The following is a 23,960-nucleotide window of genomic DNA, read 5'->3' on the forward strand; positions in this document are numbered from 1 at the left end:
CGCTCGCCCCCCGTCGCCCGAGCTCGCCGCAGGCGGCTGTCCCTCGTCCTCGGAGCCCGCCGCAGGCGCCCCTCCGTCCTCACTCGGTGGCCAGGCGGTAGCCGGTGGCGCGGAGGGTCTGGATCAGCTGCGGCCGGGCGGTCTTGGCGCGGATGCCGGCCACGTGCACGTCGAGGGAGCGGGAGGCCGAGAGCTGGACGTCGCCCCAGAGTTCGTCGAGGATCTCCTCCCGGCTGCGCACCACCCCCGGTTCGCGGGCCAGCAGCGCCAGCACGTCGAACTCCCGGCGGGCGAGCACGACCTCCACCCCCGCCACCAGCACCCGACGCGCCGTCAGGTCGATCCGCACGTCGCCGACCTCCACCACCGGCCCGGCCCCGCCCCCGGCCAGCGGGCGGCTGCCGCGCCGTACCACCGCCGCCATCCGGGCCGCCAACTCCGCCGTCCGGAACGGCTTCGCCAGGTAGTCGTCGGCCCCCGACCGCAGACCGCGCAGCACGTCCCGCTCCTCCGTCCGGGCGGTCAGCACGATCACCGGCACCGACGACACCCGCCGCAGCCGCCGCAGCACCTCCAGCCCGTCGAGGTCCGGCAGCCCGAGGTCGAGCAGCACGAACTCGCAGGTGTCCTTGAGCCGCAGCGCGTCGTCCGCCCGCGCCGCCCGCACCACCTGATGGCCGTGCCGCGCCAGCGCCGGGATCAGCGCCGCCGCCAGCCGGTCGTCGTCCTCGACCAGAAGCACCCGCATGGCCCCACACCCTAGTGCCGTGCCCGGCAAACCTTGCCGGGCACGGCACTAGACGCGTACTGCCTCCACTGGGGCCGCCTCCGCCGTGAGCGCCGCGCCGCGGGTCTCACGCATCGTCAGGTAGACCACCAGCGAGACCGCCGCCAGCGCCGAGACGTACCAGTAGTACCCGGACTCGACCCCCGCGTCCTTGAACCAGAGCGCCACGTACTCCGCCGTCCCCCCGAACAGCGCGTTGGCCAGCGCGTACGGCAGCGCCACCCCGAGCGCCCGGATCTGGGTCGGGAAGAGCTCGGCCTTCACCACCGCGTTGATCGAGGTGTACCCGGTGACGATGACCAGGGCGGCGAGCGCCAGCACCAGGGCCTCGCCGAAGCCGCCCGCGTGCGAGAGGGTGGTCATCAGCGGCACCGTCCCGAAGGTGGCCCCGACGCCGAAGGTGATCAGCAGCGGCCGCCGCCCGATCCGGTCGGAGAGCGCCCCGGCCAGGGGCTGGAGCAGCATGAAGACCGTCAGCGCGCAGAAGCTGACCAGCGCCGCGTCGCTCTTGCTCAGGCCGACCGTGTTCGACAGGTACTTCGTGAGGTACGTCGTGTAGGTGTAGTACGCCACCGTGCCGCCCATGGTGAGCGCCATCACCAGCGCGAACTCCCGCTTGTGCTCCAGCAGTCGGCGCAGCGTGCCGCGCCCGTCGGCCGCCGAGGCCTGCTCGTACGCCTCGGTCTCCGGCAGGTTGCGCCGCAGCCAGAAGACCACCGCCGCTCCCACGGCGCCCACCACGAACGGGATCCGCCACCCCCAGGAGTGCAGGTCCGCCGGGTCCATGGTCCGCTGGAGCACGATCTGCAGCCCCAGCCCGATCAGCTGACCGAAGGTCATCGAGACGTACTGGAAGCTGGAGACGAAGCCGCGCCGCCCGGGCACCGAGGCCTCGGTCAGGTACGTCGCGCTGGCCGCGTACTCACCGCCCACCGACAGGCCCTGGAGCAGCCGGGCGACCAGCAGCACCACCGCCCCGAAGTACCCGACCTGCGAGTACGTCGGCGCCACAGCGATCAGCAGGGCGCTGGCCGACATCATGGTGACGGTCAGGGTGAGCGCCGCCTTCCGGCCGCGCCGGTCGGCGTAGCGGCCGAGCAGCCAGCCGCCGACCGGGCGCATGAAGAAGCCGACCGCGAAGATGCCCGCCGTGTTGAGGAGTTGGGCGGTCGGGTTGCCGTGCGGGAAGAAGGCGGCGGCGAAGTAGGTGGCGAAGCTGGCGTAGACGAACCAGTCGTACCACTCGACCATGTTCCCGACCGAGCCGCCGATGACGGCCTTCCAGGGTGTACGGGCTGAGCTCACGAGTGCCTCCCGGTACCAGACGGTCGGCGGCCGGGTGGGGGCCGCCGTGCCAGGAAGGCTCCCGCGCCCCGCCGCCCGGCGACAGCGACCGGGCCAAGACCTAACCTCCGGTTAACAGAAGCGGTAGAAATGTTCGTATGACTTCTGAGCTGGTGGACCGCGCCCGTGCCCTGCTCCGCACCGCCCCCGTGGTGGACGGTCACAACGACCTGCCCTGGGCGATGCGCGCCCAGGCCGGCTACGACCTGGACGCCATCGACCTGACGGCCGACCAGAGCGGCCGGCTGCACACCGACTTCGGCCGGCTCCGCAGCGGCGGGGTCGGCGCGCAGTTCTGGTCGGTCTACGTCCGCTCGGACTTCGCCGGTGACCACGCGGTGAGCGCGACCCTGGAGCAGGTGGACTTCGTCCGGGAGATGACGGCCCGCCACCCCGAGGTGTTCCGGCTGGCGCTCACCGCCGACGAGATGGAGGCGGCCCGGGCCGAGGGCCGGATCGCCTCGCTGATGGGGGCCGAGGGCGGGCACTCGATCGACTGCTCGCTGGCCACCCTGCGGGCCCTGCACCAGCTGGGCGTGCGGTACATGACGCTCACCCACAACGACAACCTGCCGTGGGCCGACTCGGCCACCGACAAGCCGGAGCACGGCGGGCTGACCGCCTTCGGCGAGGAGGTGGTCCGTGAGATGAACCGGGTCGGGATGCTGGTCGACCTCTCGCACGTCTCGCCGGACACCATGCGCGACGCGCTGCGGGTCTCCGAGGCACCGGTGGTCTTCTCGCACTCCTCCGCCCGCGCGGTCTGCGACCACCCGCGCAACGTGCCGGACGACGTGCTGGCCCAGCTCCCGGCCAACGGCGGCCTCGCGATGGCCACCTTCGTCCCCAAGTTCATCCTGCCCGCCGCCATCGAGTGGACCTTGGCAGCCGACGCCAACATGCGTGACCACGGCCTCCACCCGCTGGAGACCACGCCCGAGGCGATGGCGGTGCAGCGCGCGTACGAGGCCGCCCACCCGAGGCCGACCGCCACCGCCGCCACGGTGGCCGACCACCTGGACCACATGCGCGAGGTGGCCGGCGTCGACCACGTCGGCATCGGCGGTGACTTCGACGGCACCGCCTTCACCCCGGCCGGCCTGGACGACGTCTCCGGCTACCCCAACCTGATCGCCGAACTGCTCGGCCGCGGCTGGTCCGAGGCCGACCTCGCCAAGCTCACCTGGCACAACGCCGTCCGCGTGCTGCGCGAGGCCGAGACGGTGGCCGCCCGGCTCCAGGGCGAGCGCCGCCCGTCCATCGCCACCATCGAGCAACTGGACGGCCCGCGCTCCTGAGTCCGACAACGGGGGCGCCCGGTAGGGCAGCGGCCCAGGGGCGCGAGGAACTGCGCGAGTCCGGAAGGCGGACCGGCGTGAGGTCGGGGCAGGCGAGCCAGTTGCACGTGCTGCCGTTCCCCCGCGCGCAGTTCCCCGCGCCCGCGGTCTCACCACGCCGCTTCCTGCGGGGCTGACGGCGCGTCAGCGGGTGGGCTAGGGTCCGTGCCCATGACATTCTCTGTGGCGGCCCGCTCCGGCGGCGCCTACGGCATCGCGGTGGCCAGCAAGTTCCTCGGCGTCGGCGCGGCCGTCCCTGCGGCCGAGGCGGGCGTCGGGGCGCTGGCCACCCAGGCACACGTCAACCTCGCCTACCGCCCGCAGGGCATGGCCCTGCTGCGCACCGGCGTCGCCGCGGCGGACGTGGTGGCCGGGCTGACGGCCGCCGACCCGGAGCGGGCGTACCGTCAGCTCGGCGTGGTCGGCCCGGAGGGCGACGGCGCCACCTACACCGGTGCGGAGTGCCTCGACTGGGCGGGCGGGGTGAGCGGCCCCGGCTACGCGATCCAGGGCAACATCCTGACCGGGCCCGAGGTGGTCGAGGCGATGGAGCGCGCCTGGCTGGCCGGGGGCGAACTCCCGTTCGCCGACCGGCTGGTGGCCACCCTGGTGGCCGGCGACGAGGCCGGCGGCGACAGCCGGGGCCGGCAGAGCGCCGCACTCTGGATCGCCGAGGAGGGTGCCGGCCTCGGTGCCCCGGGCGGGATCAGCCACGACCTGCGGGTGGACGACCACCCGGCCCCGGTCACCGAACTGCGCCGCCTGCTGTCCATCCACGGCACCCTCTTCGGCACCCCGGACCCGACCGCCCTGCTCGACCTCACCGGCGAGCTCGCCGAGGAGGTGTCCGCCCTGGTCGCCACCACCGGCCACCCAACCCTCGACCAGTGGGCGGGCGTCGAGAACCTCGAAGCCCGCCTCGTCCCCGGCCGCATCGACCCCTTGGTCCTCGACCACCTCCGGGCCGTCACCAAGAGCGCCTAGAGCAAGAGCGCCTAGAGCCGCGGCAGCTCGATCGCCGGGCAGCGGTCCATCACCATGTCGACACCGGCCTCCGTCGTGCGGGCGTAGGCCTCGGGGTCGATGACGTCCAGCTGGAACCAGACCGCCTTGGCGCCCTTGGCCACCGCCTGGTCGGCGACCTCGCCGGCCAGCGAGGAGTTCACGAAGACGTCCACCACGTCCACCTCGAAGGGGATCTCGGCGAGCGAGGCGTAGCCCTGCTCGCCGAGCACCGTCTCGGCCTTCGGGTGCACCGGCACGATCCGCTTGCCCGTGCGCTGCAGCACCCGGGCCACGCCGTACGCGGCCCGCGCCGTGTTGTTGGAGAGGCCGACCACCGCCCAGGTGTCGCCGCTCTCGGTCAGGATCTTCCGCACCACCGGTTCCACGCTCATACCGGCTGCAACCCCGCCCGCCCGGAGGGCTATTCCACCGTCGGGCGGCCCATCGCGCGGTAGGTCCAGCCGGCCGCGCGCCAGGCGGCGCCGTCCAGCACGTTGCGGCCGTCGACCAGGCGGCGCTCGGCGACCACGGCGCCCAGCTCGGCCGGGTCGAGCTCGCGGAACTCCTGCCACTCCGTCAGATGGAGCACCACGTGCGCCCCTTCGACGGCCTCCAGCACGGAGTCGGCGTAGGTGATGCCGGGGAACATCTTCCGGGCGTTGTCCATGGCCTTCGGGTCGTAGACGGTGACCTGGGCGCCCTGGAGCTGGATCTGGGCGGCGACGTTCAGCGCGGGGGAGTCCCGGATGTCGTCCGAGTTGGGCTTGAAGGCGGCGCCGAGCACGGCGACCCGGCGGCCCAGGAACCCGCCGCCGACCTGCTCGCGGGCCAGCTCCACCATCCGGGAGCGGCGCCGCATGTTGATCGAGTCCACCTCGCGCAGGAAGGTGAGCGCCTGGTCGGCGCCGAGCTCCCCGGCCCGGGCCATGAAGGCCCGGATGTCCTTGGGCAGGCAGCCGCCGCCGAAGCCGACGCCGGCGTTGAGGAACTTGCCGCCGATCCGCTCGTCGAAGGAGAGCGCCTTGGAGAGCTGCACCACGTCGGCGCCGGCGCTCTCGCAGACCTCGGCCATCGCGTTGATGAAGGAGATCTTGGTGGCCAGGAAGGAGTTGGCGGCCGCCTTCACCAGCTCCGAGGTGGCGAAGTCGGTGACCACGAAGGGCACGCCCTCGGAGACCGGGGTCGCGTAGACCTCGCGCAGCAGCTGTTCGGCCCGCTCGCTGCGCACGCCGACCACCAGGCGGTCCGGGTGCAGGGTGTCGCCGACGGCGTAGCCCTCGCGCAGGAACTCCGGGTTCCAGGCCAGCTCGGCGGCCTCGCCGACGGGGGCCAGCTCGGCCAGCCTGACGGCCAGTCGGTTGGCGCTGCCCACCGGCACGGTGGACTTGCCGACCACCAGCACCGGGCGGGTCAGCAGCGGGGCCAGCGCGTCCATCGCGGCGTCCACGTAGGACATGTCGGCCGCGAACTCGCCCTTGCGCTGAGGGGTGTTGGTGCAGATGAAGTGCACGTCGCCGAACTCGGCCACCTCCTCGTACGAGGTGGTGAAGCGCAGCCGCCCGGTCGAACCGGGGTGCCCGGGCACGTGCTTGACGAGCAGCTCGGCCAGGCCGGGCTCGTACATCGGCACCTGACCGGCCGCCAGCATGGCGATCTTCTCCGGGTCGATGTCCAGGCCGAGCACCTCGAAGCCGAGCTCCGCCATGCAGGCGGCGTGCGTCGCGCCGAGGTAACCGGTGCCGATCACCGTGATGCGGAGGGTCACGCGGGTCCCCTTTGGTCGTGCTGCGCGGGCGCTGGACAGTCCCCGATGCTAGTCGCTCGCCGGAGGGCCGTGTAACGAGTTCGCCCTAGTCCCGACCGTTCCGTTCCGGCCACCCCGGGGGCACCGCCAGAATGCCCGCATGACCACCGAGAACGGGCCGGATCCGGACGGGCTGAGCATCTTCGACGGGGCGCCGGAGGACGAGCGGCGGCCGGCCGGGAAACCCCGCCGGCGCCGTGGCCGGCGGGTGCTGCTCGGTGCCCTGGTGGCACTGCTGCTGGTCGCGGGCGGTTGCGCCGGCACGGTGTACTGGACGGCCGAGCACTACGCCTCCTCGGTGGCCCGGATCCCCGGCGCCTTCCCGACGGTGGCCGAATCCGCTCAGCCGAAGCCGGTGCCCGGCGGCGGCCAGACCTTCCTGCTGGTCGGCCTGGACGCCCGCACCGACTCCACCGCCAAGGCCAAGGCCCCGGTCTGGAAGGCGGGCGCGGCCCGCAGTGACACCATGATGCTGCTGCACATCGCCGACGACCGGAAGAGCGCCTCGCTGGTCTCACTGGCCCGCGACACCTGGGTGGACGTCCCCGGCCACGGCAAGGCCAAGCTCAACGCGGCCTACTCGTACGGCGGCCCTGCCCTGATGGTGCAGACGATCCAGAACCTCACCGACATCCGGATCGACCACCTCGCGGTGATCGACTGGAACGGCTTCCGCTCCCTCACCGACGCGGTCGGCGGGGTGGACATCACCATCCCGCAGACCATCGAGGGCAAGGGCGAGGCCCGCCAGTGGGACGCCGGCACCCACCACATGGACGGGGCCACCGCCCTGCTCTACGTCCGCGAGCGGTACGGCCTGCCCGGCGGCGACCTGGACCGGACGCGCCGTCAGCAGTACTTCCTGCGCGCCCTGATGCAGCAGACCCTGGAGTCCGGCACCCTCGGCAACCCCGGCAAGCTGCGCGGCCTGCTCGGCGCGGTCGGCGAGGTGGTCAGCGTGGACGACCGGCTCTCCAACTCCGACCTCTACGAGCTGGCCTGGAGCCTGCGCGGCCTGCGCGGGGACGGCGTCCGCTTCATGAACGCGCCGTTCGGCGGCTTCGGCGACGAGGGCGGGCAGTCGGTGGTCTACCTGGACAGGCGGGCCGCCGAGCCGCTCTGGGAGGCGATGCGCAACGACCGGATGACGGAGTACCTGGCCGAGCACCCGGGCTCGGGCGAACTGGGTGACGTAGTCCGCTGACGGCGGTGTCGCGCATGTCACGTACGGGGTAGGCAGGGCGCGAGCCTAGAATTACGCTTACTTAACGGTAATTAACGTGGTCCGATTCAAGGGGCGAGGCACATGGCGGGCAACTCCGGGGCGGATTTCGACCTCTTCCGGCTCAGCGAGGAGCACGAGATGCTCCGTGAGGCGGTGCGGTCGCTCGCGGAGGCGAAGATCGCCCCGTACGCGGCCGAGGTGGACGAGCAGGGCCGCTTCCCGCAGGAGGCGCTGGACGCCCTCCAGACCAACGACCTGCACGCGGTGCACGTCCCCGAGGAGTACGGCGGCGCGGGCGCCGACGCACTGGCGACCGTCATCGTGATCGAGGAGATCGCGCGCGTCTGCGCCTCCTCCTCGCTGATCCCGGCGGTCAACAAGCTCGGCTCGCTGCCGGTGCAGCTCTCCGGCTCCGAGGAGCTGAAGGCCAAGTACCTGGGTGCGCTGGCCCGGGGCGAGGGCATGTTCTCCTACTGCCTCTCCGAGCCGGACGCCGGTTCGGACGCGGCGGGCATGAAGACCCGCGCGGTGCGGGACGGCGACTTCTGGGTGCTCAACGGCGTGAAGCGCTGGATCACCAACGCGGGCGTCTCCGAGTTCTACACGGTGCTCGCGGTGACCGACCCCGAGAAGCGCTCCAAGGGCATCTCGGCGTTCGTGGTGGAGAAGAGCGACGCGGGCGTCTCCTTCGGCGCCCCGGAGAAGAAGCTCGGCATCAAGGGTTCGCCGACCCGCGAGGTCTACTTCGACAACGTGCGCATCCCGGCCGACCGCATGATCGGCGCCGAGGGCACCGGCTTCGCCACCGCGATGAAGACCCTGGACCACACCCGGGTCACCATCGCGGCCCAGGCGGTCGGCATCGCCCAGGGCGCTCTGGACTACGCCAAGGGCTACGTCCAGGAGCGCAAGCAGTTCGGCAAGCCGATCGGCGACTTCCAGGGCGTCCAGTTCATGCTGGCCGACATGGCGATGAAGCTGGAGGCCGCGCGTCAGCTCACCTACGCCGCCGCCGCCAAGTCCCAGCGGGTCGACTCCGACCTGACCTTCTTCGGCGCGGCCGCCAAGTGCTTCGCCTCGGACGCCGCGATGGAGATCACCGTCGACGCCGTCCAGCTGCTCGGCGGCTACGGCTACACCCGTGACTACCCGCTGGAGCGCATGATGCGCGACGCCAAGATCACCCAGATCTACGAGGGCACCAACCAGATCCAGCGCATCGTGATGTCCCGCAACCTGCCGTAGAGCCGTTTGCGCAGCTCAGAGCACCTGGCGGTAGTCAGATCAGGCGCGCGGAGCTTTCGGTCTGGTTGGGCCTGTTGAGGCCCGTTTCTGCCTGACATCCTGGGGAAAACCTGGGGAGCTGAGGCCGAAAAACAGGCTCTGAGCAGGCAAAACAGGCGGCTCCCGGCATCAATGCCGGGGGCCGTCCTGCTGGGCGGCTAGGCCGCGTTGGTCTCCTCGCCGGGATCATCAGCGCCCGGCGTCAGCATGGAGGCGATGGCCGCCCGCCCACGCTGCTCGGCTCCTTCGAAGATGTAGTGGTAATGCCCTCGCAACACGTCAGTACTGCTGTGACCCATCCAGTCGGCCACATCGTTCTCGGGCACACCGGCGTAGAGAAGCCGGGAGCCGTAGTAGTGCCGGAACTCATGCGGCTTGCAGTAGGTCAAGCCGCCTGCGGTCAGAGCAGCCAGCCACACCTTCGAGTAGAAGTACGACGCGTAGAGGTAGCCGGTCTTGCTCACGTTCGGGAACAGCAGGGACTCCGGACCCCACGTCGTTGTGGCACATCATCCGCCGCTACGCGCGGATCATCGCGGAGACCCTGCCGGAGGGGCAGGCCGTGTTCATCGAGCGGACCGCCGAACAGACCCTGCGTGTGGCGGCCTGTCTGGCCGCCTCCGAGCAGTCGGCCGCGTTCTCCCTGGTGCGCTACAGCGTCCGCAGCGCGGTCGGCATCACGGCCGGGGCGGACACCCCGAAGGCCGTGCGGCGGGTGCTGACACTGGCGGAGAAGGTCCGGGCCCGGATCGCCATGCACGGCGGTCGCGCTACTGCCTCACAGATCCTGCCCTACGTGAACGCCAGCGCGGACGAGGTCAAGGCACTGCCGGAGTTCAAGGTCACCCTGGAGCGTTCCAAAGTCGGCCGCCCCACCACCGTCTACACCCTGGCCGACACCCAGGCGGTACCACAGCCGGCCGAAAGGGAAGAACTGCCCAAGGGAACTGTGCACGCCCATTCCGCCGGCCGCCCCGTGGTCTGGCCGCTCTGTACTCACGCCAATGGCTGCCGCTTCGCGGTGACAAGCAGGGTGCCGATCCGACGCTTCCCAGCCACCGGGGCCGGGAGCACGGTAGTGGTCACGTTCTCGAAGCCGTGACCGGTGAGCATCGTTGTCCACGCCTCTGGTGAGTAGTCCCACCGCTTGACCACGGCGGGGTCCTCGTCGGGGCCGCGCGGGATGTACGACGCCTGGCAGCCGTAGCAACCCTCTACCGCCGGGTACTGCGACGCGGCGAATACTCCGCCCGGCCTGAGCCGGTTCAGGATGGCGGGAAGCATCAGATCGGGGTCGGTGAAGAAGACTGCCCCGAACACCGAGTAGACGGCATCGAAGAGACTGCCCGGTTCGGTCAGGAACGCCAGCGCCTCCCCCTGGTGGAGTTCCATTCCGGGCACGTCCGGCCAGCGCTCCCGTGCCTTGGTGAGCTGGGCCGTCGAGAGGTCCACGCCTGTGGCCTTCATGCCGATCGTGGCCAGGTGGGCCAGGTTCCCGCCCGACCCGCATCCAATGTCCACGACAGTGTCACCGGCTGTGAGGCTGAGCAGTTCGACGCCGGGCCCGTGGTCAGGGTGCTGGGTCCAGTTGAACCAGGTGGTCTCACCCTTGGCGTTGGTCAGCCGCCGTTGCGGCTTCGTCCCGGCGTAGGTGTTCCACGCCTCAACTCGGGTGTCCATCAAGGGGCGTTCCGTTCTGTGTGGCTGGCTGGCACAGCGGCCCGACCACGAAGGCCGGGCCGCCGCCGAGGCTGCTACTTGCTGACGGGGCTGTCGCTGCAACCAGCGTGGCACTGGGTGCAGTCCGCCACGCCGATGCCGGGCCAGAACTCCGGGTCGATCTCGAACCCGGCCGCCCTGATCGCGGCCTTCGTCGTCTCCATCGCCTTCCGGCTCGCGGCCGGGGTGGCCGAGCCTCCAGCCTCGGGGACGTGGTGGACGAACTGGCCGATGGCCCCGCAGAACGCCGCGTACGGCACGGTGCGGAGGATGAACCGGTGCCAGAACTCGTCCACCCGCAGGGACGGGGTCAGGGTCTCCTTGGTGCGGGTGCTGGTGGCCAGGAAGGCCGTCATCTGCTGCACCCCGCGCTGACCCATCTCGTCCGTGAGGTCCGGCCAGACCTTCCGCACGTCCTCGATCAGCAGGTCCCGCAGGTCGTGGCTGATGAGGTTCGACACCTCGGTCTGGTCCTCGTACGTGGTCGTCACGTCTGTTCCTTCCTGTTCGGATGGTGCGTGAATGGTTGACCCGTGCTGTGGTGCACCCGCCGTACAGACGGCGGGAGTTGATGGCCCGGCGTAGGAGCCGGGCTTATGCGGGAGGGCGTCGAAACAGCGCCGCGGTAGGACTGTCTCCATTCCGCCGGCAGGGCTTCGGGCCCTACGCCCTTGCGCGACCAGGCAGACCCGTCCACCGCTCTAGGTGCGCCATAGAAGATCCGTTCGCCGCCGCTCCGTCAGCGCTGCTCCGAAGGCCAGCGAGAGAACTGTCTCCCGGTCGGACACATCGCCCAGGGGCTCACCCTCTCCAGAGGCTGCTTCGGCGCTCCAGGGCGTCAGCAGAACGGGCGGAGGCATGGGGCCCGCCCCAGGGTCCATGTTCATCGGGAGTCGCTTCCGGAGCCGGGAACCATGGGGTCCGTGCATCGCATTCGCCAGCCGTTCATTCGGCGGCCGTAGTCGGCTTCGTTGTACTCCCGACGCATGGCCGCATGGTCCCCCGCGCCCACCCGTTCGGACGGCGGGATCAGCTCGCGACGGGGCGGGGCCGAAACCGGAAACGGGTAGGTGCTCACGATGCCCGCCGCAGGTGGGTGCGGACGCGCTGGCTCAGCTGTTCGGCCCGGTGGCGAAGGTCGGCGGTGAAGCGCTCATTCTCAGCGTCGATCACATCGGCGGAGTTTCGGGCCGAGTCGGCCGGGGTGCAGACGCCGAACATGCACGTGTGGTTCGCACGGAGCTTGGCCAGCTTCTCCGGTTCCATGGACCCCTGCGTCTCAAGGGCGTCGAACCAGTCCCGTTCCGGGCACTTCCGCTGCTCGCTCACTGGACCCTGCTCCCGTCCCTCACACGTCCTCGGTTGGTCAGGACACAGGTGTACCTGTGCGTATCCGACCATTGCGACGACAGAGAGGGCGTCAGACGGGCGACATTAGGGGGCGTCAAACCGGTGTCATTGAAGCCAAGTTGGGTCTACCGTCTATGGCATGACTACCGCCGAGGGTGTACCCAACGACGTACTTCGGTCGGTCCGAATCGGGCTCCGACTCAGCCAAGACGACCTCGCCCGAGAGCTGCGCCGGGCGGGTGATGAGACCGGAGAGCCCAACGATGCCAGCAAGCGACTGGTGCAGCGCTGGGAAGCTGGGACCAGCCGAACGCCACGGCCGGTTTACGCCCGCGCCCTGGAAAAGGTGACTGGGCTTCCGGTAGAAGCTCTGGGGTTCATCCTCCCTGTGCCTGTGGCCCGCGTGCGTGACGACGGCGCCGGCGGGCATGACCTTGAGTCTGGGGAGATCGGTACTGCCGCCCCTGACGGGACTCCTGCACCGGCTACCACGCCTGTATCGGGTGACAACTACTCCGGGGTGTGGCTGTCCCGGTACGAGTACTACAGCTCCAGCCGGGAGAGCACATTCACGGCCTGCCACTACGTCGTCCTGGTTCAGCACGGGAACCGCTTGACGGGTCGGTCCCTCCCCGGGGCATCCACCAATCCGGACTCGCCGCTGACCCTTGACCTGACTCTCGACCGGCACACAGCGACGGGCACCTGGACGGAGCAGACGGCCGCTGATGGGTACTACCAGGGAGCTCGATACCACGGTGCCATTCAGCTCCTGATCGAGCCGACAGGCCGACGGATGGCCGGGAAGTGGGTCGGCTTCGGACAGGACTTCGACGTGAACACCGGCCCCTGGGAGCTGTTGCTGAAGGAGTCCAGCACCTCCCGTGCAGCGGTGGAGCGGTACAGCCGTGTTCCGGACTAACGAACCAAGGCCCGTCTTCGCCGCCTTCGTGGAAGGCGTCAAGCGCGGCGAGTTCGGGGCGGTCTAGCAAGCCCCGGGGCACCCTGGGGGAATGCTGGGTGCGAGCCAGTAGAAGCACAGTTCGTGCAGGCCAGAGCGCCAGCATCCTTGAAGCACCCAGATATACGAGGGCACGAACCAGATCCAGCCCATCGTCATGTCGCGCAACCTGCCGTAACGTCAGGCGCTGCCGCAGGCCGGGCAGTTGGAAGCCCCCTTCTCCGCGTCGGCGGGGGAGGGGGCTTCGATCATGCCGGAGGGGCGGAGGAGCGCCGCCTGCGTGATCCCTGCGCGACGATCTCGATCCGCTCCCTCTCGTCGACACCCGGCTCCGGCACTTCGCCGTCCGCGCTCCGTGGCGTCCACGGCTGACGGCCCGTCATGGCCTAGCGTGGGCTGGTGCGTGTTGCCGAGCGGGTGCCGCTCCTCTGCTTCCTGGGGTGCTCCGTGTTCGCCGGGGGGAACGCGGTGGGCATCCGGTTCAGCAACCGGGAGTTGGAGCCGCTCTGGGGAGCGGCGGTCCGGTTCGGGGCGGCGGCGGTGGTGCTGCTGACCGTGATGGCGGTGCTCCGGCTGCCGCTGCCGCGCGGACGGGCGCTGGCCGGGGCGGCCCTGTTCGGGGTGCTCAACTTCGGGGTCACCTTCGGGCTCGCCTACTACGCGCTGCAGCGCATCCACGCCGGGCTGGGCCAGACCGTGCTGGCGCTGGTCCCGCTGGTCACCCTGCTGCTGACGGCGGTTCAGGGCCGGGAGCGGCTGCGCGGGCGGGCCGTGCTCGGCACCCTGCTCGCCGCAGCGGGCGTCGCGGTGGTCTCGCAGGCCTCGCTGGCCCGGTCCGTCCCCGTGCTCTCGCTGCTCGCGATCCTCGGCGCCGTCCTCTCCTTCTCCGAGGCCGCCGTCCTCGCCGACCGCCTCCCCCCGCTCCACCCCGTCACCACCAACGCCATCGGCATGACCGCCGCGGCCGCCGTCCTCATCCCCGCCTCCCGTCTGGCCGGCGAGACCTGGAACCTCCCCACCCGCCCCGCCACCTGGTGGGCGCTCGGCTACCTGGTCCTGGTCGGCTCGGTGCTGACCTTCGTCCTCTACCTACTGGTCATCAAGGGCTGGGGCGCGGCCCGCGCCGCCTACGTCTTCGTCCTGATCCCGGTGGTGACGATCGTCCTCTCCGCCTGGCTCGACGACGAACCCCTGACCACCGCCCTCCTCCTCGGCGCCCCGCTGATCCTCGCGGGCGTCTACCTGGGAGCTCTCCGGAGGCCCGCCGACTGACCCGTTGTCAGTACGGCAGCAGCCCGGCAGTGGTGAGCTCGAAGCCGAAGGGCTCCGGCAGCCAGAGGGTCTCGGCGAAGTCGACGTCCTCCCGGCGGTGGTACCGCGTCCCGTCGGGGCGGCTGAAGAGGGTGACGGTCTTCTGGCGGGCGTCGACCAAGAGGTAGAGCGGGATGCCCATCAGCGGGTAGTCGCGGACCTTGCCGACCCAGTCGTTCTCGGGGTTGGACGGTGAGACCAGTTCGACGGCGATGGCGGCGAGCTCGGCGGGGACCTGGTTGTCGGTGGTGGCCAGGGCCTCGTCGGGCAGGTAGGTCAGGTCCGGGTTCCGGCTCTTGCCGACGTTCGGCGAGACCAGGTCGGTGTTCTCGCTGGGCAGCAGGCCGTCCGGGGTGTGGGCGTCGAACTGGCGACGGACCGTCAGCAGGTTGCGCTGGTGGATGCCGGACGGGCTGACCGTCATCACGATGGTGTCGCCGGAGAGCTCGACCTTGAATCCGTCGGGCAGGCTGCGGCGGGCCTCCTCCAGGAGCGCGTAGTGCTCGGGATTCATGGCGGCCAACCTAGCCCGGCCGGGCGCCGCCGGGCACGGCACTAGGCGTCGGCCCGCCACGCCGACCACTCGGGGTCGGGGTCGTCGGGGGCGGAGTAGCAGGTGACCAGGAGCTGGGGGTAGCGGGTGTCCGGGCCGCGGTAGAGGAGGGCGGGAAGGGGCGGCGAGTCGTCCAGCGCCTCGTCGTAGTCCTCGTCCTCGTCGTAGTCCTCCTGCTCGTCCTCCTCTTCCCGTTCCTCCTCCGGGGCGGGCTCCTCCACGGCGCGGGCTTCGGTCCAGTGGAGCCAGCGGCTGTCCTCCCAGAGGCGCTCTTCACGGAGCGTCAGTTTCCAGAGCGGGCCACCGGAGACCGGGCCGGCCGTCGGCTCGGACCCCGGCCGGAAGAGGACGCGCAGGGCTGGTGCCCCGGAGTCGCGGACGAGCGCGCGGCGGGCGCGGACCTCCTTGGCGGCGGAGCCCAGCGCGACGAGACCGAGACCGGCCGACGGGGCGCTGAGCACCAGGAAGGTCGGGTCGCCGAGTTGGAGTGCCGCGGCCCCGGCGAGCAGCGCCGTGCCGAGGACCACGCGCCCGAGGGGAGGGGTGCCGTACCCGGCGAACGGTGAGGGCTGTCCGGCCAGGGTCCAGGGATACGGGACCTCGGGGCCCATCAGGTCGTCCAGCTGCTGCCGGGCCCGGCGCCGGCCGAGGGCGGTGACGGTGAGCAGGACGGCGAGCGCCGCTTCGGTCAGCAGCATGGTCCAGCGGACGGCCCCGTCCAGGGTGCGGGGGGAGTACCAGAGCACCGGGAGCAGGGCGTAGGCCGTGAGCGGGAGCCCGCGCGGCCGGGCCTTCAGCGCCAGTGCCTGGAGCAGCAGGGCGGCGACCGCGGCGTCCACCGACACGTACCACTGCGGTGTTTTGTCGATGTCCGGGCCGGCCGGCAGCGCGGCCAGCAGGACGACCAGCGCGAGCGGAATCAGCCCGAGCCGGCCCGATTCCCAGCGCCGGGCGGTGCGGGCGGCTCGCCAGCGGTCGGCGGCCTCGGGGGTGAAGTGGGGTGCTGCGGGCAGCGGCGGTTCGCGGTGCGGCATGGCGTCGATGCTCCCACCGGGCCGGAACCGGTGCGATGAGATTTCCAGTCACGCGTTCGTGGGCCCGTTGTTGCGCCCTGCGGCGGGGGCTCCCTAGGCTCGCCGGGCATCGAGCGCCCACGGAACGAGGAACCGTCATGACCGTCGCCGCCAGCCGGGACCTGTTGGACCGGAAGATCGACCTCTGCTTCGCCCAGGCCGACCTGGACAAGGACGGGGTGATCGACGCGACGGACGTGCTGGGGCTGGCCTCGCGGATGGTGGACGCCTCCGGGGTGGCGTTCGACTCGCCCAAGGCCACCGCGATGCTGACGGCTGCTCAGGGCTGGTGGAAGGCGCTGGTGGCGGACCTGGACACCAACAAGGACCGCAAGATCCAGGAGCACGAGTACCGGGCCGGGATGCGGCTGCTGGCGCAGGCGCCGGGGGCCTTCGACGACGTGCTGGCGCCGGCCGCCCACGCGGTCTTCCAGCTGATGGACCGGGACGGCGACGGCCGGATCTCGGCGGCGGAGTTCTGGGACTTCCAGCGCGCCTTCGGGTCGAGCGAGCCGGCCGCCCGGTTCGCCTTCGAGCGGCTGGACACCGACCGGGACGGGGTGCTCTCGGAGGCCGAGGTGCTCTCCGCCTTCCGCGGCTTCTACACCTCCGTCGACCCGGATCACGTCGGCAACTTCCTGTTCGGCGACGCGCTGAACTGAACGGGGGAACGCCTGAGGGGCCGCACCCCCGTGGCGGCCCCCAGGCGTTCTGACGTCCGGTCAGTCGGTGGCGATGGCCGCCAGGACGTTCATCCGCCCGGCCCGGAAGGCCGGGAAGAGCGCGGCCAGCAGGCCGATGACCGCCGAGGCGACCAGGATGCCCACGATCGTGCCGACCGGGACGTCCAGCAGGTTGAGACCCTGCCCGGCGAGCACCTGCTGGGAGGTGATGCCCCAGCCGAGGCCGAGGCCGGTGCCGAGGAGGGCGCCGAAGACGGCGATCACCACGGACTCCAGCCGGATCATCCGGCGGAGCTGACGGCGCGACAGGCCGATGGCGCGCAGCAGGCCGATCTCCCGGGTGCGCTCGACCACCGAGAGGGCCAGGGTGTTCACCACACCGAGGACAGCGATCACGATGGCCAGGCCGAGCAGGCCGTAGACCATGTAGAGCAGGGTGTTGACCTGGCTCTGCACGAGGTCCTTGTAGCCGGCCTTGTCGGTGATGGTCAGCTGCGGGTAGTCCTTGAGGGAGTCCTGCAGCGCGGCCAGCGACTTGGCCGGGTCGGCGCCGTCGGCGGCCTTGGCGAAGGCCATCCGGTCGCCGGGGAGGTCGGCGGCCGGGATCGCCTTGGCGACGGTCTCGGTGTTGACGAAGATGCCGGCCAGGATGTCGTTGCCGCCCTTGGCGATCAGGCCGACGGTGAGCTCCTGGGTGTGGCCCTGGCCGTAGTCGGCCTTGATCTTCGAGCCGACCGAGAGGCCCCGCTCCTTGGCGAAGTCCTCGCCGACCACGAGCCCGCCCACGGCGAAGCCGGCTTCCGGTGTACCGGCCTTGGCCTCGAACTTGAAGTTCCTGATGAAGGACGGAGAGGCCGCGGCGATCCCGGTCTTGGTCTCCCCGCCGTCCGGGGTGGTGAGCTTGGCGTCGACGTTCTTCTGGAACGTCAGGTCCTTGAGCCCGGGCGTCTTCTCGATCGCCTTGACCATCTCCGGGGTGAGCCCGGACCGCGCACCGCCCACGATGTAGTCGGCGCCGACCGAGCTGTCCAGCTGGTCGTTGGCCGAGGTGACCATCGAGGAGGTGACCACTGAGGCCCCGGTGACCAGCGCGAGACCGATCATCAGCGCGGCGGCGGTGGCACCGGTGCGGCGCGGGTTGCGGGTGGCGTTGCGCTGGGCCAGCTTGCCGGAGGGACCGAACAGCTTGGGCAGCGCCGCACCGAGCACCCGGACCACGAAGGTGGAGAGCAGGGGGCCGACCACCACCAGGCCGACCAGGGTCAGCACCACACCGCCGCCCAGCAGCATGCCGCCGGTCCCGGCCGAGGAGGCACCCGCCGCCGCGGCCAGTAGGGCCGCGCCGCCGGCGGTGAGCACGATGCCGATCGCGGCCCGGATCCGGTTGGCCTTGGCCTCGGCCGGAGTGCCGTGGTCGCGCAGCGCGGCCATCGGGGAGATCTTCGAGGCCCGGCGGGCCGGGAACCAGGCGGCCACCAGGGTGACCACGACGCCGACCAGGTAGGAGGCGATCGGCACGCTGGGGCCGATCTCCAGCTCGGCGGACGACAGGTTCATCCCGGCCGCCTTCATCAGCTGGATCAGGCCCATCGCCAGGCCGACGCCCGCCAGTATGCCGAGGGTGGAGCCGACCACACCGAGGATCAGTGCCTCGACCAGCACCGAGCGGTTGACCTGGCTGCGGCTCCCGCCGATGGCCCGCAGCAGGCCGATCTCGCGGGTGCGCTGGGCGACCAGCATGGAGAAGGTGTTGATGATCAGGAAGCCGCCGACGAACAGGGAGATCCCGCCGAAGCCGTACATGGCGTACTTCATGAAGTCCAGGAAGCCCATGTCCTTCTTACCCTCCGCCTTCTGCTCCTCGGCGGTGAGGGCCTGGTAGCCCTGGCCGAGCACGCCGAGGGCGGCGGTCTTCAGCTGCTCGTCGGTCTTCGAACCGTCACCGGTCACCTCGACCGAGGTGTAGGCGGTGGTGCCGAGCAGCACCTTCTGCGCGGTGGGCCCCTCCATGAAGGCCAGCGCCGCACCGGGGTTGGTGGTCTGGAAGGTGGCGATGGCGGAGATGGTGAAGTCGTGGTTGCCGCTGTCGGCGATCAGCCGGAGCTTGGAGCCGAGGCCGAGCTTGGCCTTGGCGGCGGTGTCGGCGTCCAGCACGATCTGGTCGGGGCCGACCGGGGCCTTGCCCGAGGTGATCTTCAGCATCACCTGGTCGTCGTGCCAGGAGCCGGTGATGGTCGGGGCGCCCGAGGTCGGGCCGACCAGCTTGTTGGTGGCCGGGTCGACCAGCACCGCGCTCTGCGAATTGACCTCGCCGCGAGCCGACTTGACGCCCGGCAGGGCGGCGACCTTGGCCAGGGTGTCGACCGGGACGGTGCGGGCCTTCTCGCCGGCCTCCATCTCCTCGCCATCGCGGTCCGGCACGGCCGGGCGGACGGAGAGGCTGGAGGCGGTGGTGGCGAAGAGCTTGTCGAAGGTGGCGGTCGCGGTGTTGGAGAACACCATGGTTCCGGAGATGAACGCGACCGAGAGGACCACAGCGATGAGGGAGAGCGCCATCCGGCCCTTGTGGGCGAAGAAGCTCCGTAGTGAGGTCTTGAGCAGCATCGGATTCTGATCCCGTCTCAGCTGGTGCGCTTGCCGTCGAAGCGGCGCATGCGCTCGAGGACGGAGTCGGCGGTCGGGGCGTACATCTCGTCGACGATCCGGCCGTCGGCGAGGAAGAGCACCCGGTCCGCGTAGGAGGCGGCGACCGGGTCGTGGGTCACCATGACGATGGTCTGGCCCAGCTCGTCCACCGAGCGGCGCAGGAAGGTGAGCACCTCGGCGCCGGAGCGGGAGTCGAGGTTTCCGGTCGGCTCGTCACCGAAGATGATCTCGGGGCGCGCGGCCAGCGCGCGGGCCACCGCGACGCGCTGCTGCTGGCCGCCGGAGAGCTGGGTCGGGCGGTGCTTCAGCCGGTCGGCCAGGCCGACGGTGGAGACCACCTGGTCCAGCCAGGCCTTGTCGGGCTTGCGGCCAGCGATGTCCATCGGCAGCGTGATGTTCTCCAGCGCGTTGAGCGTGGGGAGCAGGTTGAAGGCCTGGAAGATGAAGCCGATCTTGTCCCGGCGGAGCCGGGTGAGGTGCTTGTCCTTCAGGCCGGTGATCTCGTTGTCGCCGATCCAGATCCGGCCCTCGGAGACGGTGTCCAGCCCGGCCAGGCAGTGCATCAGGGTCGACTTGCCGGAGCCCGAGGGGCCCATGATCGCGGTGAACCGGCCACGGTGAATGTCCACGTCGACGGCGTCGAGCGCGGTGACCCGGGTCTCCCCGTCCCCGTACGCCTTGGTCACCTGCCGCGCTGCCGCGGCGATGGCGGCGTTGCCGCCCGAGAGCTGCGGGTCCTGCACGGCGTTCGCTGCCGTCGTCACTGGATTCTCCTCGATCGTGGTCCACCCGTGTCCCCGCTCAAGGGGCCCAGGGGCGACCGGCGAGGTAAGAACCACGTTAGGAGTGGCGTCCGAACGGATCGTCATCCGCCGGGAGGAAGCCGACCAACTCTCGATGTACGGGCTACCCCCCGGTTCCCCTAGGGGTTTTCGGGCAGTCCCTCAGGGGCGCGGGGTCAGGGTCAGCCCGCCAGTGCGGGCACCCGGTGCCGCTCCAGGGCGGCCGCGAAGGCGTCCACCACCGGGGTGAGCTGGGCGGCGGCGTCCGGTTCGAGCACGGTGGACCCGTCGGCGGCGGTGCCGACCTGACGGTCCAGCAGGAACCAGCCCTGGGTGATGTGGCCCGCCCCCATGGAGGAGAGTACCGGCCGCAGGGCGTAGTCCACCGCGAGCACGTGGGCGGTGGAGCCGCCGGTGGCCAGCGGCAGCACGGTCTTGCCGGCCAGCCCGTGCTGCGGCAGTACGTCCAGCAGGGCCTTGAGCAGCCCGGAGTAGGCCGCCTTGTAGACCGGGGTGCCTATCACCACGCCGTCCGCCTCGGCGAACAGCCTTGCCGCCTCGATGAGTTGGGGGTCGGAGAAGTCGGCGGAGAGCAGCGCGGCGGCCGGCAGCGCGCGGGCGTCCAGCTCGACCACCCGGTGGCCGTGCGCGGTGAGCCGGGCGTCCACCACGTGGCGGAGCAGCCGGGTGGTGCGGGAGGTCGGCGACGGGGAGCCGGAGACGGACAGGACAGTGGCCATGGGGGCACCTCGGAGGCGTGGAAGCGGCAGGGCTGACCGCGCGGCGGTGCGCGGGAGAAGTGTGGGGAGGGGGTGGCGAGCCGTCAGCCACTACACAGGGAGCAGGCCACGCGCAGCAGATCGACGTGCCGCCTCCGCGTGAGGATCTTCTGCTGCTCCATGCGTTTCATGGGACCACGGCCCCTTCGAAGGGGTCAAGGTCGGTCCGGTCCGTGGCCGGGCTCCGTCCGGTCGGTGACCATGCGCCGGGGCCGTCCGCGGCGTGCATCAAAACGGCTACAAGGGGCCCTGGGGGTGCCCCCGCCGTACTGACCGGCTCCGGTTTCGGGCATCCTTCCCCCCATGAACACGTGGCAGGAGGGCCGCCAGGGCGGCGACGGGTACGGCGGCTCGCCGGGCGGCTACGGCTCCGAGGGCGAGCCGAACCCGTACCGCGCCCAGAACGGGAACGCCCAGAACGGGAGCACCCCGGGCGAGAGCGCCCCGTACCCCGAGGAGCCGACGCTCCCCGCCGGGCTGAACCCGCGCGGTCCGAACGCGCCGAAGCCGCTCAAGCCGGGCCAGGCCCGCCCGGCACCGCAGCCGGTGCCCCGGCAGGCCGACCGCGCGCCGCTCCCGGCCGCGCTCAACCCGCGCGGCCCCGGCGCTCCCGCCCCCGCCTTCACCCCGCCCGCCCCGGAGGCGCCCGCCGCCCCGCCACAGGGGCCCGGCGCGCCGATACCGCCCGGCACCCCCGGTGCACCCAGGCCGCCGCGCCCGTCCAACTCCGCCTGGCCGCGCAAGCGCAAGATCAAGGTCGGCGTCTACGCCACCCTGGCCGCGCTGCTGCTGACCGCGACCGGCACCTACTTCTGGGCCGACTCCAAGCTCAACCACGAAAACGTGCTGGCCGACTACAAGGGCCGCCCGGCGGCCGGCAAGGGCACCAACTGGCTGATCGTCGGCTCCGACAGCCGCCAGGGCCTGAGCGACGCCGACGAGGACGCGCTGCACACCGGCTCCGCGGTCGGCAAGCGCAGCGACTCGATGATGCTGCTGCACATCGGGGACAACGGGAACACCCTGATGAGCATCCCGCGCGACTCCTGGGTCAACATCCCCGAGCACCCCAACACCAACGGCAACGGCAAGACGGTCCCGGCCGCCACCTCGAAGATCAACGCGGCCTTCAACGGCGGCGGCGGCCGCCTGCTGGTGCAGACCGTGGAGGCCAACACCGGCCTGCGGATCGACCACTACGCCGAGATCGGCTTCGCCGGCTTCGTCGGCCTGGTGGACGCGGTCGGCGGGGTCGAGATGAAGATCGACAAGGACGTCAAGGACCGCGACTCCGGCCTCGACCTCAAGGCCGGCACCCAGACCCTGACGGGCAGTCAGGCCCTGGCCTTCGTCCGCCAGCGCCACCAGATGGCCGACCAGGACCTGGGCCGGATGCGCAACCAGCAGAAGTTCCTGGCCGCGCTGGCCCACCAGGCCGCCTCGCCCGGCACCGTGCTCAACCCGTTCACCTTCTACCCGATGGTCAGCGCCGGCCTGGGCACCCTGATCGTGGACGAGGACGCCGGCCTCGGTGACATCGGCTCGCTCTTCCTGGCCATGCGCGCGGTGACCGGCGGTGACGGCCAGTCGATCACCGTGCCGATCTCCAACCCGGACTTCCGGACCAAGACCGGTGAGTCCGCAGTGAAGTGGGACGACGCCAAGTCGAAGCAGCTCTTCGACGCCTTCAAGAACGACAGCAAGGTCCCCGAGTTCAAGTAGTCCGGCTCGGGGGTGTGGGGGGGGGGGGGGGGGGGGGGGGGGGGGCCCCCCCCCCCCCCGACACACTCGGGGGATGAGCGGCGGTGGTGGACGGAATTGGTGGCGCGTCGTCCGGTGGACGGCGGGCCTGCTGCTGCTCGCCCTGGTCTCCGTCGTCCTGGGGACGTACGTCTGGGCCGACGACCGGCTGCGGCACGTGGACGCCGTCACCGACTGGGACGGCCGCCCGGGCGACGGCCCGGGCACCAACTGGCTGCTGGTCGGCTCGGACAGCCGGGCCGGCCTGACGCCCCAGCAGCAGCGCGAGCTGCACGTCGGCGGGGAGTCCGGAACCAACACCGACACCATCATGGTGCTGCACCAGGGCGACAACGGCCCGGTGCTGATGAGCATCCCGCGCGACAGCTACGTGAGCATTCCCGGGCACGGCAAGAACAAGATCAACGCGGCCTTCGCCCTGGGCGGCCCCACCCTGCTGGTGCGCACGGTGGAGTCGAACACCGGCATCCGGATCGACCACTACGTGGAGGTCGGCTTCACCGGCATCGTGACCATCGTGGACTCCCTCGGCGGGGTCGAGATGTGCCTGGACAAGCCGGTGAAGGACGCCAAGTCGGGGGCCGACCTCCCGGCGGGCTGTCAGAACCTCGACGGCACCCGGGCCCTGGCCCTGGTCCGCACCCGCTACTCGCTGCCCGACTCCGACCTCAGCCGGATCGGCAACCAGCAGGCCTTCCTCAAGGCCCTGGCCTCCGAGGTGCTCAGCCCCGGAACCCTGCTCAACCCCTTCGTCCTCTACCCGTTCCTGGCCGCCACCCTGGACACCCTGACGGTGGACCGGGACTCCTCGCTCTGGACGCTGACCCGCTTCGCCCGGCAGATGGACCAGGTCTCCGGCTCCGGCGGCACCACGCTCACCGTCCCGATCGCCGACCAGAACTACCAGACCCCGGCCGGCTCCTCGATCCTCTGGGCCCCGCAGGCCTCCAAGCGCCTGTTCGAGGCGATCCAGAACGACCGGCCCGTTCCGAACTCCTGACCACGTCGAACTCCTGACCGCGCGTCATCTCACGCTCCGTCACCACTGGTCCACAATGGGCTGCATGTCACTGGTGACCACCCTCATCGCCCACCGCCGCAACCGGCTCCTCGGCCGCCTGGTCCAGGAGGCCCTGGCGCTGTACGGCGTCGAGGTCCCCGCCCCCGTCGAGATCGGCCCGGGCCTGAAGGTCTACCACCGGGGCTTCGGCACCGTGCTGCACCCGTACACCACCCTCGGCGCCGACGTCACGCTCTACAACGGCGTCACCATCGGCCGGGCCGACCCCTGGGTGCCGCAGGAGCGGAGCGCGATGGAGCGGGTGGTGCTGGAGGACGGCGTGATGGTCTGCGCCGGAGCGAAGATCGTCTGCAAACGCGGCGTGCTCACCGTCGGCGCGGGCACCATCATCGGCGCCAACGCGGTCCTCACCACCTCCACCGGCCCGAACGAGATCTGGGCCGGCGCCCCGGCCCGCCGCATCGGCACGCGCACCCCGGCGCCCCGCGTCCCGCAGCCCTAGGTCCTGTGCGCGGGACCCGGGCGGCGGCCCGCC

The 23,960-nt window shown here is 71.2% G+C and carries 25 protein-coding genes; 11 read left to right on the top strand and 14 right to left on the bottom strand.

Annotation, left to right across the window (positions count from 1 at the left end; translation table 11 throughout):
• Nucleotides 1-79: 79 nt before the first annotated feature.
• Together ACZ6ZR_RS14255 and ACZ6ZR_RS14260 are read right to left on the bottom strand one after the other, a co-directional pair.
• A complete protein-coding gene (locus tag ACZ6ZR_RS14255) occupies nucleotides 80-748 on the bottom strand; it encodes a response regulator (RefSeq protein WP_465642374.1) in 669 nt (222 codons plus the stop codon).
• A 48-nt stretch (nucleotides 749-796) separates the two neighbouring features.
• Nucleotides 797-2,038 carry an MFS transporter gene (locus ACZ6ZR_RS14260; protein ID WP_465642418.1) on the bottom strand — a complete coding sequence of 414 codons (1,242 nt, stop codon included), beginning with the start codon at nucleotides 2,036-2,038 and terminating at the stop codon, nucleotides 797-799.
• 191 nt (nucleotides 2,039-2,229) lie between these two features.
• Here ACZ6ZR_RS14260 and ACZ6ZR_RS14265 point away from each other — a divergent pair, with 191 nt between their 5' ends.
• The gene (locus tag ACZ6ZR_RS14265) at nucleotides 2,230-3,429 is read left to right on the top strand and encodes a dipeptidase (protein ID WP_465642375.1); all 1,200 of its coding nucleotides are present in this window, start codon (nucleotides 2,230-2,232) and stop codon (nucleotides 3,427-3,429) included.
• Nucleotides 3,430-3,639: 210 nt separating this feature from the next.
• On the top strand, nucleotides 3,640-4,452 hold the full coding sequence (locus tag ACZ6ZR_RS14270) for a DUF1028 domain-containing protein (protein ID WP_465642376.1): 813 nt from the start codon (nucleotides 3,640-3,642) through the stop codon (nucleotides 4,450-4,452).
• Between the two features lie 11 nt (nucleotides 4,453-4,463).
• On the opposite strand, the gene ACZ6ZR_RS14275 is transcribed toward ACZ6ZR_RS14270, so the two are convergent.
• Together ACZ6ZR_RS14275 and ACZ6ZR_RS14280 are read right to left on the bottom strand one after the other, a co-directional pair.
• The gene (locus ACZ6ZR_RS14275; RefSeq protein WP_465642377.1) at nucleotides 4,464-4,865 is read right to left on the bottom strand and encodes a CoA-binding protein; all 402 of its coding nucleotides are present in this window, start codon (nucleotides 4,863-4,865) and stop codon (nucleotides 4,464-4,466) included.
• Nucleotides 4,866-4,894: 29 nt separating this feature from the next.
• Complete coding sequence (locus ACZ6ZR_RS14280) at nucleotides 4,895-6,238, bottom strand: UDP-glucose dehydrogenase family protein (protein ID WP_465642378.1); 1,344 nt, start codon at nucleotides 6,236-6,238, stop codon at nucleotides 4,895-4,897.
• Between the two features lie 139 nt (nucleotides 6,239-6,377).
• Between ACZ6ZR_RS14280 and ACZ6ZR_RS14285 the strand changes: the two genes are divergently transcribed.
• Both ACZ6ZR_RS14285 and ACZ6ZR_RS14290 read left to right on the top strand, forming a co-directional pair.
• Nucleotides 6,378-7,481 carry an LCP family protein gene (locus tag ACZ6ZR_RS14285; protein WP_465642379.1) on the top strand — a complete coding sequence of 368 codons (1,104 nt, stop codon included), beginning with the start codon at nucleotides 6,378-6,380 and terminating at the stop codon, nucleotides 7,479-7,481.
• Nucleotides 7,482-7,583: 102 nt separating this feature from the next.
• Complete coding sequence (locus tag ACZ6ZR_RS14290) at nucleotides 7,584-8,747, top strand: acyl-CoA dehydrogenase family protein (protein ID WP_465642380.1); 1,164 nt, start codon at nucleotides 7,584-7,586, stop codon at nucleotides 8,745-8,747.
• Between the two features lie 197 nt (nucleotides 8,748-8,944).
• Here ACZ6ZR_RS14290 and ACZ6ZR_RS14295 read toward each other — a convergent pair whose 3' ends face one another.
• A complete protein-coding gene (locus ACZ6ZR_RS14295) occupies nucleotides 8,945-9,265 on the bottom strand; it encodes a tyrosine-type recombinase/integrase (protein ID WP_465642419.1) in 321 nt (106 codons plus the stop codon).
• Between the two features lie 83 nt (nucleotides 9,266-9,348).
• Between ACZ6ZR_RS14295 and ACZ6ZR_RS14300 the strand changes: the two genes are divergently transcribed.
• Entirely contained in the window at nucleotides 9,349-9,888 is a 540-nt protein-coding gene (locus tag ACZ6ZR_RS14300) for a hypothetical protein (RefSeq protein ID WP_465642381.1), read from the top strand.
• Here ACZ6ZR_RS14300 and ACZ6ZR_RS14305 read toward each other — a convergent pair.
• From ACZ6ZR_RS14305 to ACZ6ZR_RS14315, 3 genes are all read right to left on the bottom strand, one after another.
• Nucleotides 9,783-10,466: a class I SAM-dependent methyltransferase gene (locus ACZ6ZR_RS14305; protein ID WP_465642382.1), complete on the bottom strand. Its 684-nt coding sequence runs from the start codon at nucleotides 10,464-10,466 to the stop codon at nucleotides 9,783-9,785. The genes ACZ6ZR_RS14300 and ACZ6ZR_RS14305 overlap by 106 nt on opposite strands.
• A 74-nt stretch (nucleotides 10,467-10,540) precedes the next feature.
• Nucleotides 10,541-10,996: a glycine-rich domain-containing protein gene (locus tag ACZ6ZR_RS14310; protein ID WP_465642383.1), complete on the bottom strand. Its 456-nt coding sequence runs from the start codon at nucleotides 10,994-10,996 to the stop codon at nucleotides 10,541-10,543.
• 583 nt (nucleotides 10,997-11,579) lie between these two features.
• Nucleotides 11,580-11,834 carry a hypothetical protein gene (locus ACZ6ZR_RS14315; RefSeq protein ID WP_465642384.1) on the bottom strand — a complete coding sequence of 85 codons (255 nt, stop codon included), beginning with the start codon at nucleotides 11,832-11,834 and terminating at the stop codon, nucleotides 11,580-11,582.
• A gap of 160 nt (nucleotides 11,835-11,994) precedes the next feature.
• Here ACZ6ZR_RS14315 and ACZ6ZR_RS14320 point away from each other — a divergent pair, with 160 nt between their 5' ends.
• Both ACZ6ZR_RS14320 and ACZ6ZR_RS14325 read left to right on the top strand, forming a co-directional pair.
• Nucleotides 11,995-12,777, top strand: coding sequence for an XRE family transcriptional regulator (locus ACZ6ZR_RS14320; protein WP_465642385.1), 783 nt, complete (start codon nucleotides 11,995-11,997; stop codon nucleotides 12,775-12,777).
• A gap of 438 nt (nucleotides 12,778-13,215) precedes the next feature.
• The gene (locus ACZ6ZR_RS14325) at nucleotides 13,216-14,088 is read left to right on the top strand and encodes a DMT family transporter (protein ID WP_465642386.1); all 873 of its coding nucleotides are present in this window, start codon (nucleotides 13,216-13,218) and stop codon (nucleotides 14,086-14,088) included.
• 7 nt (nucleotides 14,089-14,095) lie between these two features.
• On the opposite strand, the gene ACZ6ZR_RS14330 is transcribed toward ACZ6ZR_RS14325, so the two are convergent.
• A complete protein-coding gene (locus ACZ6ZR_RS14330) occupies nucleotides 14,096-14,641 on the bottom strand; it encodes a Uma2 family endonuclease (RefSeq protein WP_465642387.1) in 546 nt (181 codons plus the stop codon).
• A 41-nt stretch (nucleotides 14,642-14,682) separates the two neighbouring features.
• Nucleotides 14,683-15,714, bottom strand: coding sequence for a hypothetical protein (locus ACZ6ZR_RS14335; RefSeq protein WP_465642388.1), 1,032 nt, complete (start codon nucleotides 15,712-15,714; stop codon nucleotides 14,683-14,685).
• 137 nt (nucleotides 15,715-15,851) lie between these two features.
• On the opposite strand from ACZ6ZR_RS14335, the gene ACZ6ZR_RS14340 reads away from it, so the two are divergent.
• Nucleotides 15,852-16,415, top strand: coding sequence for an EF-hand domain-containing protein (locus ACZ6ZR_RS14340; protein ID WP_465642389.1), 564 nt, complete (start codon nucleotides 15,852-15,854; stop codon nucleotides 16,413-16,415).
• A gap of 60 nt (nucleotides 16,416-16,475) precedes the next feature.
• Here the strand turns inward: ACZ6ZR_RS14340 and ACZ6ZR_RS14345 are convergent, their stop codons facing one another.
• The 4 genes from ACZ6ZR_RS14345 to ACZ6ZR_RS14360 form a co-directional block, all read right to left on the bottom strand.
• Nucleotides 16,476-19,040: an ABC transporter permease gene (locus ACZ6ZR_RS14345; protein ID WP_465642390.1), complete on the bottom strand. Its 2,565-nt coding sequence runs from the start codon at nucleotides 19,038-19,040 to the stop codon at nucleotides 16,476-16,478.
• 17 nt (nucleotides 19,041-19,057) lie between these two features.
• Nucleotides 19,058-19,789, bottom strand: a complete 732-nt coding sequence (locus ACZ6ZR_RS14350; protein ID WP_465642420.1) for an ABC transporter ATP-binding protein — start codon at nucleotides 19,787-19,789, stop codon at nucleotides 19,058-19,060.
• A 257-nt stretch (nucleotides 19,790-20,046) separates the two neighbouring features.
• A complete protein-coding gene (gene ssuE / locus ACZ6ZR_RS14355; RefSeq protein WP_465642391.1) occupies nucleotides 20,047-20,604 on the bottom strand; it encodes an NADPH-dependent FMN reductase in 558 nt (185 codons plus the stop codon).
• 83 nt (nucleotides 20,605-20,687) lie between these two features.
• Nucleotides 20,688-20,774, bottom strand: coding sequence for a putative leader peptide (locus tag ACZ6ZR_RS14360; protein ID WP_465642421.1), 87 nt, complete (start codon nucleotides 20,772-20,774; stop codon nucleotides 20,688-20,690).
• Between the two features lie 172 nt (nucleotides 20,775-20,946).
• On the opposite strand from ACZ6ZR_RS14360, the gene ACZ6ZR_RS14365 reads away from it, so the two are divergent.
• From ACZ6ZR_RS14365 to ACZ6ZR_RS14375, 3 genes are all read left to right on the top strand, one after another.
• On the top strand, nucleotides 20,947-22,365 hold the full coding sequence (locus ACZ6ZR_RS14365; protein ID WP_465642392.1) for an LCP family protein: 1,419 nt from the start codon (nucleotides 20,947-20,949) through the stop codon (nucleotides 22,363-22,365).
• Between the two features lie 73 nt (nucleotides 22,366-22,438).
• Nucleotides 22,439-23,404, top strand: a complete 966-nt coding sequence (locus ACZ6ZR_RS14370) for an LCP family protein (RefSeq protein WP_465642393.1) — start codon at nucleotides 22,439-22,441, stop codon at nucleotides 23,402-23,404.
• 64 nt (nucleotides 23,405-23,468) lie between these two features.
• Complete coding sequence (locus ACZ6ZR_RS14375; protein ID WP_465642394.1) at nucleotides 23,469-23,927, top strand: serine O-acetyltransferase; 459 nt, start codon at nucleotides 23,469-23,471, stop codon at nucleotides 23,925-23,927.
• Nucleotides 23,928-23,960 lie beyond the last annotated feature (33 nt).

The sequence above is a fragment of the Kitasatospora sp. NPDC088742 genome (genome assembly GCF_055584905.1).